A 14618-nucleotide genomic window follows, 5' to 3' on the forward strand; every position below is an offset into this window, starting at 1 on the left:
GGACGGGCCTCGGCGGCCTCCGGCAAGGGCGGCGCGACCCCGGCCCAGCAGGTCGACCTCCCCTTCAGCATGAGCGGCCTGTCGGCGGGGCGGGTCGCCGTCCTCCTCGTCCTCTTCGTGCTCGGCGCGTGCGTCGGTGCCGCGGGTTCGCTCGTCCAAGGGGGCTGGTTCCCGGGCGGGTTGTTCCTGTCGCTGCTCGGCGCGGCCGGACTCTTCCACGGCGGCGCCCGTCTCGTCGGCGCCAGATCCGGGGCCCTCGCACCGGCCGCGGGCTGGGTCGTGGCGGTCGTCCTGCTGACCGCGAGCCGTCCCGAGGGCGACTTCCTGTTCGGCGCGGGCCTCGGCTCCTACCTCTTCCTCCTCGGCGGGATGGCCGTGGCTGTGATGTGCGCCACCCTTGGCGTGCCGCGGCAACCACCCGCGTCCGCCGCCCGACTTGGGAAGTGACGTCGCACTTATTACCAGCACCCCTGGTCCTCCGCACGGGATTCACCATCCGTCACACCGTGACTTCCTGCGGCGGCCAGTATGGTGGTGCGCGCCGCCGAGCAGCCCGCGCGAGGTCGAGACGGGCGGCGGAGCCAACCGGGAGAACCTGCTTTGAGTCGTGAAACTGACAGTTCGTCCTCCGGGCCCCAGGGGCGCGGCGCTGCCGCCTACCCGTCGGGGACGCCTCCGTACGGAACGTCCGCGCAGGGCCCGTCGTCCGGCGATGCCGACCCGCTGGGCCAGGTGCCCGCGGGCGACCAGGAGTCCCCGGACGCGCCCAAGACCGAGACCACGCTGACGACGCGGATCCGGATCAACATCCCCGGGTCCCGGCCGATCCCGCCGGTCGTGATGCGTACGCCGATGAGCGATGTCGACGGCAAGTCCGCGAGCACGGCCGACAGCGCCGCGCAGGCCCCGGAGGCCGACGCGTCCGCCGGGCGTCCCTCAGCGCTGTCCGCGTACGCGGCCGGCGCGACGGAGACCGGTCCCGGTCCGGCCGCGGCCCCCGCCGCCGACGAGCCCGCCGAGGCCAAGCCCGCGCGCGGCGAGAAGACCAGCGACTGGTTCGCCCCGCGCAAGCCGTCGTCCCCGGCCCGCGCGGCGCCGCCGCGAACGGGGCGGGAGCCGCGGCCTCCGCCGGTGGCCCCGCCTCCGGCGCCCCCGCGCCCGGCGGTTCCGGCGCGCGCGGCCCGCTCACCCCGCCGCCCGCTGCGAACGGCAGCCCCAACGGCGGCTCGCCCTCCGGCACTTCGGGCGGTCCCTCGGGCTCCTCCGGCGGCTTCGACGTGACCGGCGCGCTGGCCGCGGGCCCGCTCGGCGGCGCGGCCCCGCGCGCCCAGCGCCCCGACGGCCAGGGCGGCGACCTCCCGTACTTCTCCGGCGGCCAGGACGCGGGCGCGCCCCGCCCCGGCGGCCAGGGCGGACCCGCGGGGCCCACGACGGGCCCCGCCACCGGCGACGGCCCGATGATGACGCCGAGCACGCCCAACCCGCTGGTCGGCGGCGCGCAGACGCCGCCCCGGATGAGTGACGACACCGCGATCCTGACCCCGCAGAAGCCCGCTCCCGAGCGCGGCGCGGGGGGCAACGTCTCGGGTGACACGCTCACCAGCGGCATCCCGGTCGTCCCGCAGGCGGGGCAGGTCCCCGGCGGACCCGGCTCGCCGTTCGGCCCCGGCGGACCCGGCACCGCGCCGTCCCCGCACACCCCGCCGAAGCTGCCCGACCCGGTGCAGGCCGCCCCGGCCGCGGCCCCCGCGAAGAAGAAGAAGGGCCGCAGCAAGCTGGTCCTGCTCGGCGCGGGCGTCGTCGGCGTGGCCGGCGTCGCGTACGGCGCGGGCCTGCTGATGAACCACTCGGACGTGCCCAAGGGCACCACCGTCCTCGGCGTCGACATCGGCGGCGGCACCCGCGACGAGGCGACCGCCAAGCTGGACGACGCCCTGCACAAGCGCACCGAGCAGGACCTGAAGCTCCAGGTCGACGGCAAGACGGTCGCCCTGAAGCCGGACCAGGCGGGCCTGTCCCTGGACAGCGCCGCCACCGTGTCCGCCGCCGCGGGCAGCGACTACAACCCGGTCTCCGTGATCGGCTCGCTGTTCGGCAACGAACGGGTCGTGGAGCCGGTCATGCCGGTCGACGAGGAGAAGCTCGCCGCAGCCCTGGAGCGGGCCGCGGGCGGCGCCGCCGCCTCCGGCGACGGCACGATCAAGTTCGTCCCGGGCAAGGCCTTCGCCGTCTACGGCAAGACCGGCAAGGGCATCGACGTTGCGAAGTCGACCTCCGCGGTCGAGCAGGCGTACCGGACGCAGGTCGAGACGGGCTCGGCCACGCCGGTCCCGGTCGCGACGACGACGCGCGAGCCGACGGTCGCGAACTCCGAGGTCGACCGGAAGATGAAGCAGTTCGCCGAGCCCGCGATGTCCGGCCTGATCACCATCAAGGCGGGGCCGACGGCGTCCATCCAGTTCGGCCCCGACAAGTCGCTGCCCAAGATCCTCGGCATGAAGGCGGTCGACGGCAAGCTCGTCGAGACGTACGACCTCGAAGCCCTCAAGCAGCTCTACGGGAACACCTTCGACGGCGTCCTGATCACGCGTGGCACCGGCAAGAAGACCCCGGTGCAGCCCACGGACGTCGCCCAGGCGATGGCCAAGGCGCTGCTCGGCAAGACGCCGGCGGAGCGCATCGCCACGATCGAGACGAACCCCGGCTAGGACACGGCACGTCCCGCATGACAGATGTCATGCGGGACGTGCGACGCCCGACACTGCCGCGCACCGCCGCCGACCGGCGACGATGACGGCATGAACACCACCGCAGCGGTCACCTTCACCGGGGTGACGAAGACCTACGGCACCGTGAAGGCGGTCGACGGCCTCAGCCTCGACCTGCACCCGGGCGAGACCGTCGCCCTCCTCGGCCCGAACGGCGCGGGCAAGTCCACCACCCTGGACCTGCTGCTCGGCCTGCGCCCGGCCGACACCGGCGACGTCAGCGTCTTCGGCACCAGCCCGCGCGACGCCATCGTCGCGGGCCGCGTCGGCGCCATGCTCCAGAGCGGCGGCCTGATGGACGAGGTGACCGTCCGCGAACTCGTCGAGCTGGCCTGCGCCCTGCACCCCACGCCGTACAAGCCCGGTGACGTGCTCGCCCGCGCCGGCATCACGCAGATCGCCGACCGCAAGGTCAACAAGCTCTCCGGAGGCCAGGAGCAGCGCGTCCGCTTCGCCCTCGCCACGGCCGGCGACAGCGACCTCATCGTCCTCGACGAGCCGACCACCGGCATGGACGTCTCCGCGCGCCAGGCGTTCTGGGCGACCATGCGCGAGCAGGCCGACCAGGGCCGCACGGTGCTGTTCGCCACGCACTACCTGGAGGAGGCGGACGCGATCGCCGACCGGGTCCTCGTGCTGCACCGCGGCCGCCTCCTCGCCGACGGCACGGCCGCCGAGATCAAGGCGAAGGCGGGCGCGCGCAAGGTCTCCTTCGACCTGGAGGGCGAGATCGACGCCGCCGCCGTCAAGGCGCTGCCGTTCCTCACCAGCGTGGACATCTCCGGACAGACCGTCCGTATCCAGTCCACCGACGCCGACGCGACCGTGCACGCGCTGTACGGGCTCGGCGTCTACCCCCGCAACCTCGAAGTCGCCGGCCTCGGCCTGGAGCAGGCGTTCGTGGCGATCACCGAAGCCGAGGAGGCCAAGGCCCGATGAACAGCCTGATCAAGCTCGAACTCGTCCGCGCCCTGCGCAACAAGAAGTTCCTGTTCTTCTCGGTGGTCTACCCGTCCGTGCTGTTCCTGCTGATCGCGGGCCAGTCCGACACCTCCACCATGGTCGACGGCACGGGCCTGAACCTGGCCGCGTTCATGATGGTCTCCATGGCCTCCTTCGGCGCGCTCACCGCCGTCCTGATGGGCAACAGCGAGCGCATCGCGAAGGAGCGGGAGAGCGGCTGGGTCCGGCAGTTGAGGCTCACCACGCTGCCGGGGCGCGGCTACGTCCTCGCCAAGACGGCGAGCGCCGCGGTGGTCTCGCTGCCCTCGATCGTGGTCGTCTTCGTCGTGGCCGCGCTCTTCAAGGACGTACGGTTCGACGCCTGGCAGTGGCTCGCGCTGACCGGTGCGATCTGGGCCGGCAGCCTCTGCTTCGCCGCCCTCGGGGTCGCCATCGGCTACGTCGCGTCCGGTGACGCCGTCCGCCCCATCACGATGATCGTCTACTTCGGCCTGTCGATCCTCGGCGGCCTGTGGATGCCGACCACGACCTTCCCCGACTGGCTCCAGGACATCGCCAAGTGGCTGCCCACGCACGCGTACGCTGCCCTCGGCCAGGCCATCGAGCTGGGCGACGCCCCGCACCTCAAGGACGTCACGCTGATCGTCGCGTACTTCCTGCTCTTCGCGGGCGGCGCGGCCTGGCTGTACCGGAAGGACACCTTGAAGGCGTGAACGGGACCGTGAACGGGACGCGCGAGGACCTGGCGATCGGCCGGACGCCGGAGAGCCGCCGCGAGTTCGTCGTGAAGCTGCTGTGGATCGGCATGTGGCTGGTCTTCCTCGGCGCCCCCGTCGACGACCTCCTCGACGGCGACCACGCCACCGCGGGCACCGTCTGCGGCTGGATCGGCCTGGTCGTCTTCACGCTCACGTACGTGGCCCTGGTCTTCCGGCACACCAACAGGCCCCTGGCCCGCCCCGTCGTGTACGTGATCCTCGCCGCCCTGCCCGTCCTCGCCACGGCCCTGTCCGTGACGCTCGGCGAGCCGTGGCTGGTCCTGTTCGTGTACGTCGCCGTGTCCTGCGGCGCCGTGCTGCCGATACGGCAGGCGCGGGCCATGATCCTCGCGTCCACCGCCGTGATCGTCGTCATCGCGCTGGGGCTCGGCGCGGGCCCCGACCTCGACCTGGTCTTCCCCGCGCTGCTCGGCGGCTTCTCGATGACCGGTGTACGGCAACTGGTGCGCACGACGAGGGAGTTGCGGGAGGCGCGGGCCCGTGTCGCGCAGCTCGCCGCGAGCGAGGAGCGGCTCCGGCTCGCCCGCGACCTGCACGATCTGCTCGGCCACTCCCTCTCCCTGATCACGCTCAAGAGCGAGCTCGCCGGACGGATGCTGCCCGCTCACCCGGACAAGGCCGCCGATCAGGTCGCCGATATCGAGAAGGTCAGCCGGCAGGCGCTCGTGGATGTGCGCGAGGCCGTCAGCGGCTACCGGCGCCCCCGCCTGGCCGCCGAACTCGCGGGCGCGCAGACCGTGCTGGCGGCGGCCGGCATCGCGGCGGAGGTGCCCTCCGAGGCGCCCGTGCTGCCCGACGCGCAGGAGGCGGCACTCGCCTGGACGCTGCGTGAGGCCGTCACCAACGTCGTACGGCACAGCCGGGCGCGGCACTGCGTCGTCGACGTCACCCGCCGCGAGACCCTCGGCGGGCCGCTCGTCGAGCTGACCGTCGAGGACGACGGCCGCGGCCCGGCGGGCGCCAGCGCGGGCAACGGCCTCACCGGTCTCGCCGAACGCCTCGCCGAGGTCGGCGGCACCCTGGAGACCGGCGCCGCGCGCGGCCGCGGCTTCCACCTGGTGGCCCGCGTCCCGGCCGCGTCCGTAGGATCCGCCGCATGAGCACGGAGAACACGACGATCAGGGTGCTGCTCGCCGAGGACCAGTCGATGGTCCGCGAGGCGCTCGCCGCGCTGCTCGGCCTGGAGCCCGACATCGAGGTCGTCGCCCAGGCGGCACGCGGTGACGAGGTCCTGGCGGCGGCCCGCGCGCACGCGGTGGACGTGGCGCTCCTCGACATCGAGATGCCGGGCTGCACGGGCATCGAGGCGGCCGCCGAACTGCACGCGGAGATGCCGGAGTTGAAGGTCGTCGTGCTCACCACGTTCGGTCGCCCCGGCTATCTGCGCAGCGCCATGGAGGCGGGCGCGGCCGCGTTCCTCGTCAAGGACGCCCCCGCCTCCCAGCTGGCGGAGGCCGTCCGCAAGGTCCTCGCGGGGGAGCGCGTCATCGACCCGACGCTCGCCGCGGCGGCGCTCGCGGAGGGCGCGAACCCGCTCACGGACCGCGAGCGCGAGGTCCTGCGCGCGGCGGCGGACGGCAGCACCAACGCCGAACTGGCCCTCGCCCTGAACCTCTCCCAGGGCACGGTCCGCAACTACCTGTCCGTGGCGATCCAGAAACTGGCGGTCCGCAACCGGGCGGAGGCGGTACGGGTCGCGCAGGAGAAGGGCTGGCTGTGAGCCCTTCCCGACTCCCGGACGGGCGGTAGCCCGAAGGGCCGGGTCTAGTTCAGCATCGCGCGCGCCGCCCGCGCCTGCCCGAGCACCTGCTCGGCCGCCGCCGCGTCCACCGTCGCCACGACCTCCGCGTACGCCTCCAGCTCGACGGCCCCGGTCACGAAGTCACCGCGCTGCACGAGCAGTTGGGCCCGCTCGTACCGCAGCCGCGCCGGATGCGACGGCAGCAGCAGGGACAGCTCGACGGCCCACAGCGACACATCGGACCGCTCGGGCCGGGTCGCCGCCCACGCCCGGACGTTGTTCAGGATCCGCAGCACGACCTCCAGCGGATCGGCGGGCGTGAGCATCGACGGATCGAGGGGAGCGCCCGTGGCCCCGGCCACCAGCAGCTCCGTGTCGGGCCCGCTGAGCACCCGCCCGCCGGCGAACGGATCGGCGAGCACCTGGTCCTGCGGTGGACCGAACCCGACGACGAAGTGCCCCGGCAGCGCGACCCCGTACACCGGGGCCCCGGCCCGCCGCGCGACCTCCATCCACACCACCGAGAGCAGGATCGGCAGCCCGCGCCGCCGCCGCACGACCTCGTGCAGCAGCGACGACTCCAGTCGCTGGTAGTCGCCGGGCGTCCCGTGGAAGCCGAGCCGCGCACCGAGCAGCTCGCCCAGCGCGGTGGCCCAGGACCTGGGCCCGCCCGGACGGAACGGCAACTGCCCGGCCAGCTCGTCCAGTTCGATCTCCACCGCGTCCATGCCGGCCTCGTCGAGGCCGCCGTCCGCCTGTGCCGCCAGCAGCAGGCACAGCTGCGCCAGATCGGGCCGCTCGGCCCGCGCCTCCTCGGCGAACCGACGGCGAAGTTCCCCGGAGCGGGGGGAAAGGTGGGGGGACATACGTGCCTCGTGCCCTCTCAGACCGATCGATAGCGGGTCAGCCGCCGCGCCGTTCCGGAGCACGGTAGTGGTGATAAGCGTGATGTGTGGCGAAACCCATCCGCTCGTACAGGGCGCGCGCCGCGTCGTTGTCGCTCTCCACCTGGAGCCAGGCCGCCGACGCGCCCTCGTCGAGCGCCCGCCGCGCCAGCGCTGTCATGACCCGCGTCGCGAGCCCCCGACGCCGCTGCGCGGGGTCGACCTCGACAGCGGCGAACCCGGCCCACCGCCCGTCGACCACACACCGCCCGATCGCCGCGGGCACCTCGCCCTCGCCGGGCACGGTCGCGAACCACACCGAGGGCCCGGCGCACAGCACCTTCCGCGCGACCTCGTCCGCACCCTTGCGCTGGTAGCGCCCCAGCCACGCCTCCCCGGGCTCCCGGCTCAGGACCACCCCGGGATCGTCCGCCGCGTCGCCGATCGGCGCGAGCGCCGCGATCCGCAGCTCGGCACTCACCTCCCGCACCCAGCCGCGCGCCTCCAACTCGGCGCAGAGCACTTCCTGCGTCCCCCGCGCCCCGGTCGCCGTCTGCGCGTACGCGGGCAGCCCCCGGTCCTCGTACCACTTCTGTACGTGGGCGAGCGCGTCGTCGAGCGGACGGCCCGGGTCGCCCAGGGGCAGCACGGAGTTGGCGCGGCGCGTGAAGCCCTGGCGCCGTCCGGCCCCGGGCCCGTCCTGGAAGGCGGCCCGCAGCTCCCACTCGCCCAGGGGCTCGCGCTCGATCGGCTGCCAGGCCCGCGAGGCGATCCGCGCGAGCTCCGGATACGTCGCCGAGGGCCCCCGGCGACGCGCCGGCTCGGCCGGGACGACCTTCCCGGCGACCAGCGACGACTCGTCGATCGCGACCCGCTCGCCGCCCCTGCGTGTGATGAGCAGCACACCGTCGTTCCACGATGTGAGAACTCCGACGGTGTCGGTGAACATCCGACCCGCGGGGCCCTCCTCACTCACCCGTCGCACGGACACACGTTTTCCCACGTCAGCGCCGGTGATACGGACTTCGAGCCGTCCGCCCGCAGTGAATTCCACAGCTCGGTCCACCCCTCCTGTTCGGATCATGCCCAGGAACGGAGATACTAGGGGCGGGCATCGACGACGCCGCGCTCCCGCGCGCCAGGCGGCGGAGCCTGTGGAGGCCCGCCAGCGCCCTATCGAGGAGGAACGACAGCGTGACCTACGTCATCGCGCAGCCTTGTGTCGACGTCAAGGACAAGGCGTGCATCGAGGAGTGCCCGGTCGACTGCATCTACGAGGGCTCCCGGTCCTTGTACATCCACCCGGACGAATGCGTCGACTGTGGTGCCTGTGAGCCGGTCTGCCCGGTCGAGGCGATCTTCTACGAGGACGACACTCCGGAGGAGTGGAAGGACTACTACAAGGCGAACGTCGAGTTCTTCGACGAGCTCGGTTCGCCCGGTGGTGCCTCGAAGATGGGCCTGATCGAGAAGGACCACCCGTTCATCGCCGCGCTGCCGCCGCAGAACCAGTAATTCCGCAGTAGCGGTACGCACAGGCGCTGCCCCGGTCCCGTACGGCTTCGACTGCCGTACGGGACCGTGGCATGTGTCCATCACGAGGAAAGTGAGCCCTCAGGTGTCCGCAGTCCCAGCCCCCATCGACCGCCTCCCCGCGTTCCCGTGGGACAAGCTCGAGCCGTACAAGAAGACGGCGGCGGCGCACCCGGACGGCATCGTCGACCTCTCCGTCGGCACGCCGGTCGACGCGGTGCCTGAGCTGATCCAGAAGGCGCTGGTCGACGCCGCGAACTCGCCCGGCTACCCGACGGTGTGGGGCACGCCCGAGCTGCGCGACGCGCTGGTCTCCTGGTGCGAACGCCGCCTCGGCGCCCGGGACCTGACGCATCGCAACGTCCTGCCGGTGGTCGGCTCCAAGGAACTGGTCGCCTGGCTCCCGACGCAGCTGGGCCTCGGTCCGGGCACCGCGACGTCCAAAGACGTGGTCGCCTACCCGCGCCTCGCCTACCCGACGTACGAGGTCGGCGCCCGCCTGGCCCGCGCCGAGTACGTGGCGTACGACGATCCGACGGAACTCGACCCGGCCGGCATCAAGCTCCTGTGGCTGAACTCCCCGTCGAACCCGACGGGCCGGGTGCTGGCCAAGGACGAGCTCACCCGCATCGTGGCCTGGGCGCGCGAGCACGGCATCCTGATCTTCTCGGACGAGTGCTACATCGAGCTGGGCTGGGAGGCCGACCCGGTCTCCGTCCTGCACCCGGACGTCAACGGCGGCTCGTACGAGGGCCTGGTCTCCGTCCACTCGCTCTCCAAGCGCTCGAACCTGGCGGGCTACCGCGCGGCGTTCCTCGCGGGCGACGCGGCGGTCCTCGGCCCGCTCCTGGAGATCCGCAAGCACGGCGGCATGATGACGTCGGCCCCGACGCAGGCGGCGGTCGTCGCGGCGCTCGGCGACGACGCCCACGTCCACGAGCAGCGTGAGCGCTACGCGGCCCGTCGGGAGCAGCTGCGCGCCGCGCTCGTACGGCACGGCTTCCGCATCGAGCACAGCGAGGCGAGCCTGTACCTGTGGGCGACCCGCGACGAGTCCTGCTGGGACACGGTCGCCCACCTCGCGGAGCTCGGCATCCTGGTGGCGCCGGGCGACTTCTACGGCGAGGCGGGCGGGAACTTCGTCCGCGTGGCCCTGACCGCGACGGACGAGCGGGTCGCCGCGGCGGTCGAGCGCCTCGGCTGAGCGGAAGCGGTCGGACGGAAAACCGGGGTGCCCGGAGCTCAGGAGCTCCGGGCACCCCGGTGGTGCGAGAGGCGGCGATCAGCCGAGCGGCAGGCCCTTGACCGGCAGCTGGTCGGTCGGCAGGCCGCCCTGGGTGAGCGAGTCGGTCGGCAGACCGCCGCCCGCGACCGGCACGCCGTCCTTGGTCGCCGTCCCGGCCGTCTCGCCGAGCACGTCACCCGTGCTGCCGGCCAGCTCGCCCGCGGCCTTCTGCGCGGCCGGCGTGGCGGTCTTGGCGCCCTTGCCGACCGCCTTGCCCGCCGTCGGCACGGCCTTCTTGACGGCCTTGCTGCCGGTGTCGCCCGCGAGACCGCTGACGTTCTGAGCCGCACCGTCCACGGTGTTGCCCAGGCCCGCGCCGTCCAGGGCGGTCACGCCACCCAGGTCGGGGGCGGCCGGGAGCTCGGCGGCGCCAGCGGAGCCGGCCGCACCGACCACGGGCGCCGCTCCCGCCGCGACGAGCAGCGCGACACGGGCGATCCGGCGGGTCAGGGGGAGGGACATGATGCTCCTTAGACGGGAGAGAACTTGGGTCGTCCGACCGCCTCACGGCTCGGGCCGCTCGGCGGTCGGACGCCGTGACAACAGCCCCAAGGCCCAGGAAGGTTGCGGGTCCCCGACGTAAAGGGTTGGCAATGCGTCGCATTATCGGCTCCGGATAAAAACGGGCAAACGCCACCCGTTCCGGACCCCTGAGAATCCCCTACAGCCCTTTGCCGCCAAGGGATTCGCGGAGCGCGCCGCGGCGGGCGCGAAAAGTCGCCCGCGGGGTCACCCGCGCATGATCCACGTGCCCCGATCGAGTGAGGGCCCGCACTACTGCCCAGTGACGATTCGGACCTCGGCGACCGACGTCGAGGCCGCGGGACCGGATCCCGTGCCGGCCGCCGCGGACGCCTCGCGCCACTCGCTGCTGCCTTCCTTCCCCGAACCGCCCGCGCTCCACTCGTGACCCGCGTAGGAGACGCGTTCGATGCGCAACGCGGACGAGTTGGCCACGGCCCACTGCGCCAGCTCCCAGCCGCGCTGCCGCTCCCCGCCCTCCGCGGAGTCGACGGTCGACGGCACGGGGACACGGACGGAACGCCCGCCCCGGTGCGCCGACGGCGCCACGCCCTTGCCGAAGTCCCGTACGAGCGCGGCCTTCACCTGCGCCGGATCGCCGGCCCGCGCGCCCTCCGCGCCGCTCGGCCGCCCCTCGCAGGTCAGGGACGCCGCGGCCCGCCCGGTCAGCGAGGCGGACAGCAGCGTGGCGTCCGGCTCGTGCTTGGCGTACGCCTGCGGATAGCCGCTGCGCTGCACGCGCTGCGCCGCCACCGTCAGCGGGAGCCGCGAGTAGCCGGGGATCTTGTCCAGGTGCGCGTAGAACCGGTCCGCCGCGTACACCGGGTCCATGATCTGTTTCTCGCTGCCCCAGCCCTCCGAGGGCCGCTGCTGGAACAGGCCGAGGGAATCCCGGTCGCCATGGCGGATGTTGCGCAGCCCGGACTCCTGGAGCGCGGTCGCGAGGGCGATCGTGACGGCCCGCTCGGGCATGCCGCGCGAGGTGCCGACGGCGGCGATCGTCGCCGCGTTCACCGCCTGCTCGGAGGTGAACTCGTAGGACGCCCCGTCCCCGTTGGCGGAGACGACCACGCATCTCGGCGTGGCGCGGCCACCGGTGGCGTACTGGACGGCCACATACGTGGCCACGGCGAGCAGCACGACCGCGGCCGCGCCGATGCGCAGGAGGCGGCCGCGCCGGACGAGGGTGGGGGGCTCAGGCACGCGTCCAAGGTACTGGAGGCCGCTGAGAAGGGGGACAGGCCTGTCGTCGCACGGGCGATAGGGTCGACGGCATGGACCGCACGCCTCTTGACCTCACCCAGGACGCCGCCCTTCTCACCGCCCAGCTGGTCGACTTCCCCTCGCCCAGCGGCAGCGAGAAAGAGCTCGCCGACGCCGTCGAGGCGGCACTGCGCGCCCTGCCGCACCTCACGGTCGACCGCCACGGCAACAACGTGGTGGCGCGCACGCACCTCGGCCGTGCCGAGCGGGTCATCCTCGCGGGCCACATCGACACCGTCCCGATCGCCGACAACGTCCCCTCGCGCCTCGACGAGAACGGCGTGCTGTGGGGCTGCGGCACGAGCGACATGAAGTCGGGCGTCGCGGTCCAGCTCCGTATCGCCCAGACGATCACGGAGCCCAACCGCGACCTCACGTTCGTCTTCTACGACAACGAAGAGGTCGCCGCGCACCTGAACGGACTCGGCCACGTGGCCGACGCCCACCCCGACTGGCTGGAGGGCGACTTCGCCATCCTCCTGGAGGGCACCGAGGGCGAGGTCGAGGGCGGCTGCCAGGGCACGCTGCGCGTCATCCTGAGGACGAAGGGCGAGCGGGCGCACTCCGCGCGCGCGTGGATGGGGAAGAACGCCATCCACGCGGCGTCCCCCATCCTGGAGAAGCTCGCCGCCTACGAGCCGCGCAAGCCGGTCGTCGACGGGCTTCGGTTCCACGAGGGCCTGAACGCCGTGCGCGTCGAGGGCTTCGTCGCCACGAACGTCATCCCCGACGACTGCGCGGTGACGGTCAACTTCCGCTACGCGCCGGACCGTTCGATGGAGGAGGCCGAGCGGTTCGTCCGTGACTTCTTCGCCGACTGCCCGATCGACGAGTTCATCGTGGACGACCACACCGGTGGCGCGCGCCCCGGCCTCACGCACCCCGTCGCCGCCGCCTTCATGGCCGCCGTCGGCGGCGAGGCCCGCCCCAAGTTCGGCTGGACGGACGTCTCCCGCTTCAGCGCGCTCGGCGTCCCCGCGGTGAACTACGGCCCCGGCAACCCGATCTACGCCCACAAGATCGACGAGCGCGTCGACACCGCGCTCATCCTGGAGGCGGAGAAGCGCCTCGCCGCCTGGCTCACGGCCTCCTGATCCTCCGACTCCCGATACGCCGGGGTCCCGCGCTTGTAACCCGCGTAGACCTACCCTTGCTCTACGTAAGCGCGTGATTCCTGCGCATGGAGGGAGCAGACGATGAGCAACCCCGAGGGCAAGCGGCATCCGAAGGAACAGCGGACGGGGCCCGTGATCCGTCGTCGCGACCAGGTCCAGCCGGGAACGAGTGACCAGCGACTGCTCGACACGGAGGGCCCCTCGGGGTGGGTCCACACCGACCCCTGGCGGGTCCTGCGCATTCAGTCGGAGTTCATCGAGGGCTTCGGCACGCTCGCCGAACTGCCGCCCGCGATCAGCGTGTTCGGCTCGGCGCGCACCCCGCTGGACTCACCCGAGTACGCGGCGGGCGTCGCCATCGGCAAGGCCCTGGTGGAGGCCGGCTTCGCCGTCATCACGGGCGGCGGCCCGGGCGCCATGCAGGCCGCCAACCAGGGCGCCGTGGAGGCCAAGGGCATCTCGGTCGGCCTCGGCATCGAGCTGCCCTTCGAGCAGGGCCTCAACCAGTACGTCGACCTCGGCCTCAACTTCCGCTACTTCTTCGTACGCAAGACGATGTTCGTCAAGTACGCGCAGGGCTTCGTGGTCCTGCCCGGCGGCCTCGGCACCCTGGACGAGCTCTTCGAAGCGCTCACCCTCGTACAGACCACGAAGGTGACCCGCTTCCCGATCGTCCTCTTCGGTACGCAGTACTGGAGCGGCCTGGTCGACTGGCTCAAGGACACGGTGATCGCCCAGGGCAAGGCCAGCGAGGCGGACCTCCTGCTCTTCCACGTCACGGACGACGTGGAAGAGGCGATCACGCTGGTCACCAAGGAGACCGGCAAGTAGTCCGGCGGCGGACCGCTACGCGAGTCCCCGGCGGGCGACCGCCGGGGGCCGGTGTCCCGCGATGGACGCCACCATGTCGAGCACCTGCCGGGTCTCCGCGACCTCGTGCACCCGGTAGACCTGCGCCCCCAGCCACGCCGACACGGCGGTCGTCGCCAGCGTTCCGATGACCCGCTCCTTGACGGGCTTGTCGAGCGTCTCGCCCACGAAGTCCTTGTTGGAGAGCGAGACGAGCACCGGCCACCCGGTCTCCACCATCTCCGGCAGCCGCCGCGTCGCCTCCAGCGAGTGGCGCGTGTTCTTCCCGAAGTCGTGCCCCGGATCGATCAGCACGGACTCGCGCGGCACACCCAGGGCGACCGCCCGCTCGGCGTAGCCGACCGTCACGTCCAGGATGTCCGCCATCACGTCGTCGTACGTGACCCGGTGCGGCCGGGTCCGAGGCTCGGCGCCGCCCGCGTGCGTGCACACGAGGCCGACCTGGTAGCGGGCCGCGACCTCGGCGAGCTTCGGGTCGACGCCGCCCCACGCGTCGTTCAGGAGATCCGCACCGGCCTCGCACACGGCCTCGCCGACCTCGTGCCGCCAGGTGTCGACGCTGATGATCACGTCGGGGAAGCGGCGCCGCACCTCCGCGACGAAACCGACGGTCCGCCGCGCCTCCTCCCGCGCGTCGACCTCCTCGCCGGGACCCGCCTTCACGCCGCCGATGTCGACGATCGCGGCGCCCTCGGCCACCGCCTGCTCGACGCGGGCCAGCGCGGGCTCGTCCTGGAACGTGGCGCCCTGGTCGTAGAAGGAGTCGGGGGTCCGGTTCACGATCGCCATGATCACCGGCTCGTGAGCGCCGAATTCGTGCTGGCCCAGCCTGAGCATCCCCTGTGACTCTCCCTCGGATCCCTCTAGAACGGTCGCCTGCGACCTTAACCGTCGG

General features: G+C 72.8%; 14 protein-coding genes and 1 pseudogene. 10 read left to right on the forward strand and 5 right to left on the reverse strand.

The annotated features are described in order from the left end of the window. Positions 1 to 69 precede the first annotated feature (69 nt). The 6 genes and pseudogenes from V2W30_RS25790 (at position 70) to V2W30_RS25815 (ending at position 6230) form a co-directional block, all read left to right on the forward strand. Positions 70 to 447 (forward strand): DUF6113 family protein, encoded by a 378-nt coding sequence (locus tag V2W30_RS25790; protein ID WP_338703758.1) that lies wholly within the window; start codon positions 70 to 72, stop codon positions 445 to 447. Between the two features lie 153 nt (positions 448 to 600). Then, positions 601 to 2708: pseudogene (locus tag V2W30_RS25795) on the forward strand (hypothetical protein). A gap of 90 nt (positions 2709 to 2798) precedes the next feature. Then, a complete protein-coding gene (locus V2W30_RS25800) occupies positions 2799 to 3707 on the forward strand; it encodes an ABC transporter ATP-binding protein (protein WP_338700168.1) in 909 nt (302 codons plus the stop codon). Further along, positions 3704 to 4444 carry an ABC transporter permease gene (locus V2W30_RS25805; protein WP_338700170.1) on the forward strand — a complete coding sequence of 247 codons (741 nt, stop codon included), beginning with the start codon at positions 3704 to 3706 and terminating at the stop codon, positions 4442 to 4444. Before V2W30_RS25800 ends, V2W30_RS25805 begins: the two co-directional genes overlap by 4 nt. 8 nt (positions 4445 to 4452) lie before the next feature. Next, positions 4453 to 5610, forward strand: a complete 1158-nt coding sequence (locus V2W30_RS25810) for a sensor histidine kinase (RefSeq protein WP_338703759.1) — start codon at positions 4453 to 4455, stop codon at positions 5608 to 5610. After that, positions 5607 to 6230 (forward strand): response regulator transcription factor, encoded by a 624-nt coding sequence (locus tag V2W30_RS25815; protein ID WP_338700172.1) that lies wholly within the window; start codon positions 5607 to 5609, stop codon positions 6228 to 6230. Before V2W30_RS25810 ends, V2W30_RS25815 begins: the two co-directional genes overlap by 4 nt. A gap of 44 nt (positions 6231 to 6274) precedes the next feature. Here the strand turns inward: V2W30_RS25815 and V2W30_RS25820 are convergent, their stop codons facing one another. Both V2W30_RS25820 and V2W30_RS25825 read right to left on the reverse strand, forming a co-directional pair. Beyond that, complete coding sequence (locus V2W30_RS25820) at positions 6275 to 7117, reverse strand: transglutaminase-like domain-containing protein (protein ID WP_338700173.1); 843 nt, start codon at positions 7115 to 7117, stop codon at positions 6275 to 6277. Positions 7118 to 7154: 37 nt separating this feature from the next. Beyond that, a complete protein-coding gene (locus V2W30_RS25825; RefSeq protein WP_338700175.1) occupies positions 7155 to 8189 on the reverse strand; it encodes a GNAT family N-acetyltransferase in 1035 nt (344 codons plus the stop codon). Between the two features lie 140 nt (positions 8190 to 8329). Between V2W30_RS25825 and fdxA the strand changes: the two genes are divergently transcribed. Together fdxA and V2W30_RS25835 are read left to right on the forward strand one after the other, a co-directional pair. Further along, the gene (gene fdxA, locus V2W30_RS25830; protein WP_111666449.1) at positions 8330 to 8650 is read left to right on the forward strand and encodes a ferredoxin; all 321 of its coding nucleotides are present in this window, start codon (positions 8330 to 8332) and stop codon (positions 8648 to 8650) included. 103 nt (positions 8651 to 8753) lie between these two features. After that, positions 8754 to 9872: a bifunctional succinyldiaminopimelate transaminase/glutamate-prephenate aminotransferase gene (locus tag V2W30_RS25835; protein ID WP_338700179.1), complete on the forward strand. Its 1119-nt coding sequence runs from the start codon at positions 8754 to 8756 to the stop codon at positions 9870 to 9872. Between the two features lie 78 nt (positions 9873 to 9950). Here the strand turns inward: V2W30_RS25835 and V2W30_RS25840 are convergent, their stop codons facing one another. Then, positions 9951 to 10415, reverse strand: coding sequence for an ATP-binding protein (locus V2W30_RS25840; RefSeq protein WP_338700181.1), 465 nt, complete (start codon positions 10413 to 10415; stop codon positions 9951 to 9953). A 312-nt stretch (positions 10416 to 10727) separates the two neighbouring features. Then, positions 10728 to 11678 carry a heavy metal transporter gene (locus tag V2W30_RS25845; RefSeq protein ID WP_338700182.1) on the reverse strand — a complete coding sequence of 317 codons (951 nt, stop codon included), beginning with the start codon at positions 11676 to 11678 and terminating at the stop codon, positions 10728 to 10730. A gap of 71 nt (positions 11679 to 11749) precedes the next feature. Between V2W30_RS25845 and dapE the strand changes: the two genes are divergently transcribed. After that, positions 11750 to 12832, forward strand: a complete 1083-nt coding sequence (gene dapE, locus V2W30_RS25850; protein WP_338700183.1) for a succinyl-diaminopimelate desuccinylase — start codon at positions 11750 to 11752, stop codon at positions 12830 to 12832. A 102-nt stretch (positions 12833 to 12934) separates the two neighbouring features. Beyond that, positions 12935 to 13684, forward strand: a complete 750-nt coding sequence (locus tag V2W30_RS25855) for a TIGR00730 family Rossman fold protein (RefSeq protein WP_338700184.1) — start codon at positions 12935 to 12937, stop codon at positions 13682 to 13684. 15 nt (positions 13685 to 13699) lie between these two features. Here V2W30_RS25855 and folP read toward each other — a convergent pair whose 3' ends face one another. Continuing rightward, positions 13700 to 14560 carry a dihydropteroate synthase gene (gene folP / locus V2W30_RS25860; RefSeq protein WP_338700186.1) on the reverse strand — a complete coding sequence of 287 codons (861 nt, stop codon included), beginning with the start codon at positions 14558 to 14560 and terminating at the stop codon, positions 13700 to 13702. Positions 14561 to 14618: the final 58 nt, after the last annotated feature.

The organism is Streptomyces sp. Q6 (assembly GCF_036967205.1).
Lineage (GTDB): Bacteria > Actinomycetota > Actinomycetes > Streptomycetales > Streptomycetaceae > Streptomyces > Streptomyces citrinus.

Excerpts from the sequence above, each read along its gene's own strand:
- V2W30_RS25790 (WP_338703758.1), top strand. The coding sequence starts at position 70 with ATGAGCGGCCTGTCGGCGGGGCGGGTCGCCGTCCTCCTCGTCCTCTTC.
- V2W30_RS25800 (WP_338700168.1), top strand. The coding sequence starts at position 2,799 with ATGAACACCACCGCAGCGGTCACCTTCACCGGGGTGACGAAGACCTAC.
- V2W30_RS25805 (WP_338700170.1), top strand. The coding sequence starts at position 3,704 with ATGAACAGCCTGATCAAGCTCGAACTCGTCCGCGCCCTGCGCAACAAG.
- V2W30_RS25815 (WP_338700172.1), top strand. The coding sequence starts at position 5,607 with ATGAGCACGGAGAACACGACGATCAGGGTGCTGCTCGCCGAGGACCAG.
- V2W30_RS25820 (WP_338700173.1), bottom strand. The coding sequence starts at position 7,117 with ATGTCCCCCCACCTTTCCCCCCGCTCCGGGGAACTTCGCCGTCGGTTC.
- V2W30_RS25840 (WP_338700181.1), bottom strand. The coding sequence starts at position 10,415 with ATGTCCCTCCCCCTGACCCGCCGGATCGCCCGTGTCGCGCTGCTCGTC.
- dapE (WP_338700183.1), top strand. The coding sequence starts at position 11,750 with ATGGACCGCACGCCTCTTGACCTCACCCAGGACGCCGCCCTTCTCACC.
- V2W30_RS25855 (WP_338700184.1), top strand. The coding sequence starts at position 12,935 with ATGAGCAACCCCGAGGGCAAGCGGCATCCGAAGGAACAGCGGACGGGG.
- folP (WP_338700186.1), bottom strand. The coding sequence starts at position 14,560 with ATGCTCAGGCTGGGCCAGCACGAATTCGGCGCTCACGAGCCGGTGATC.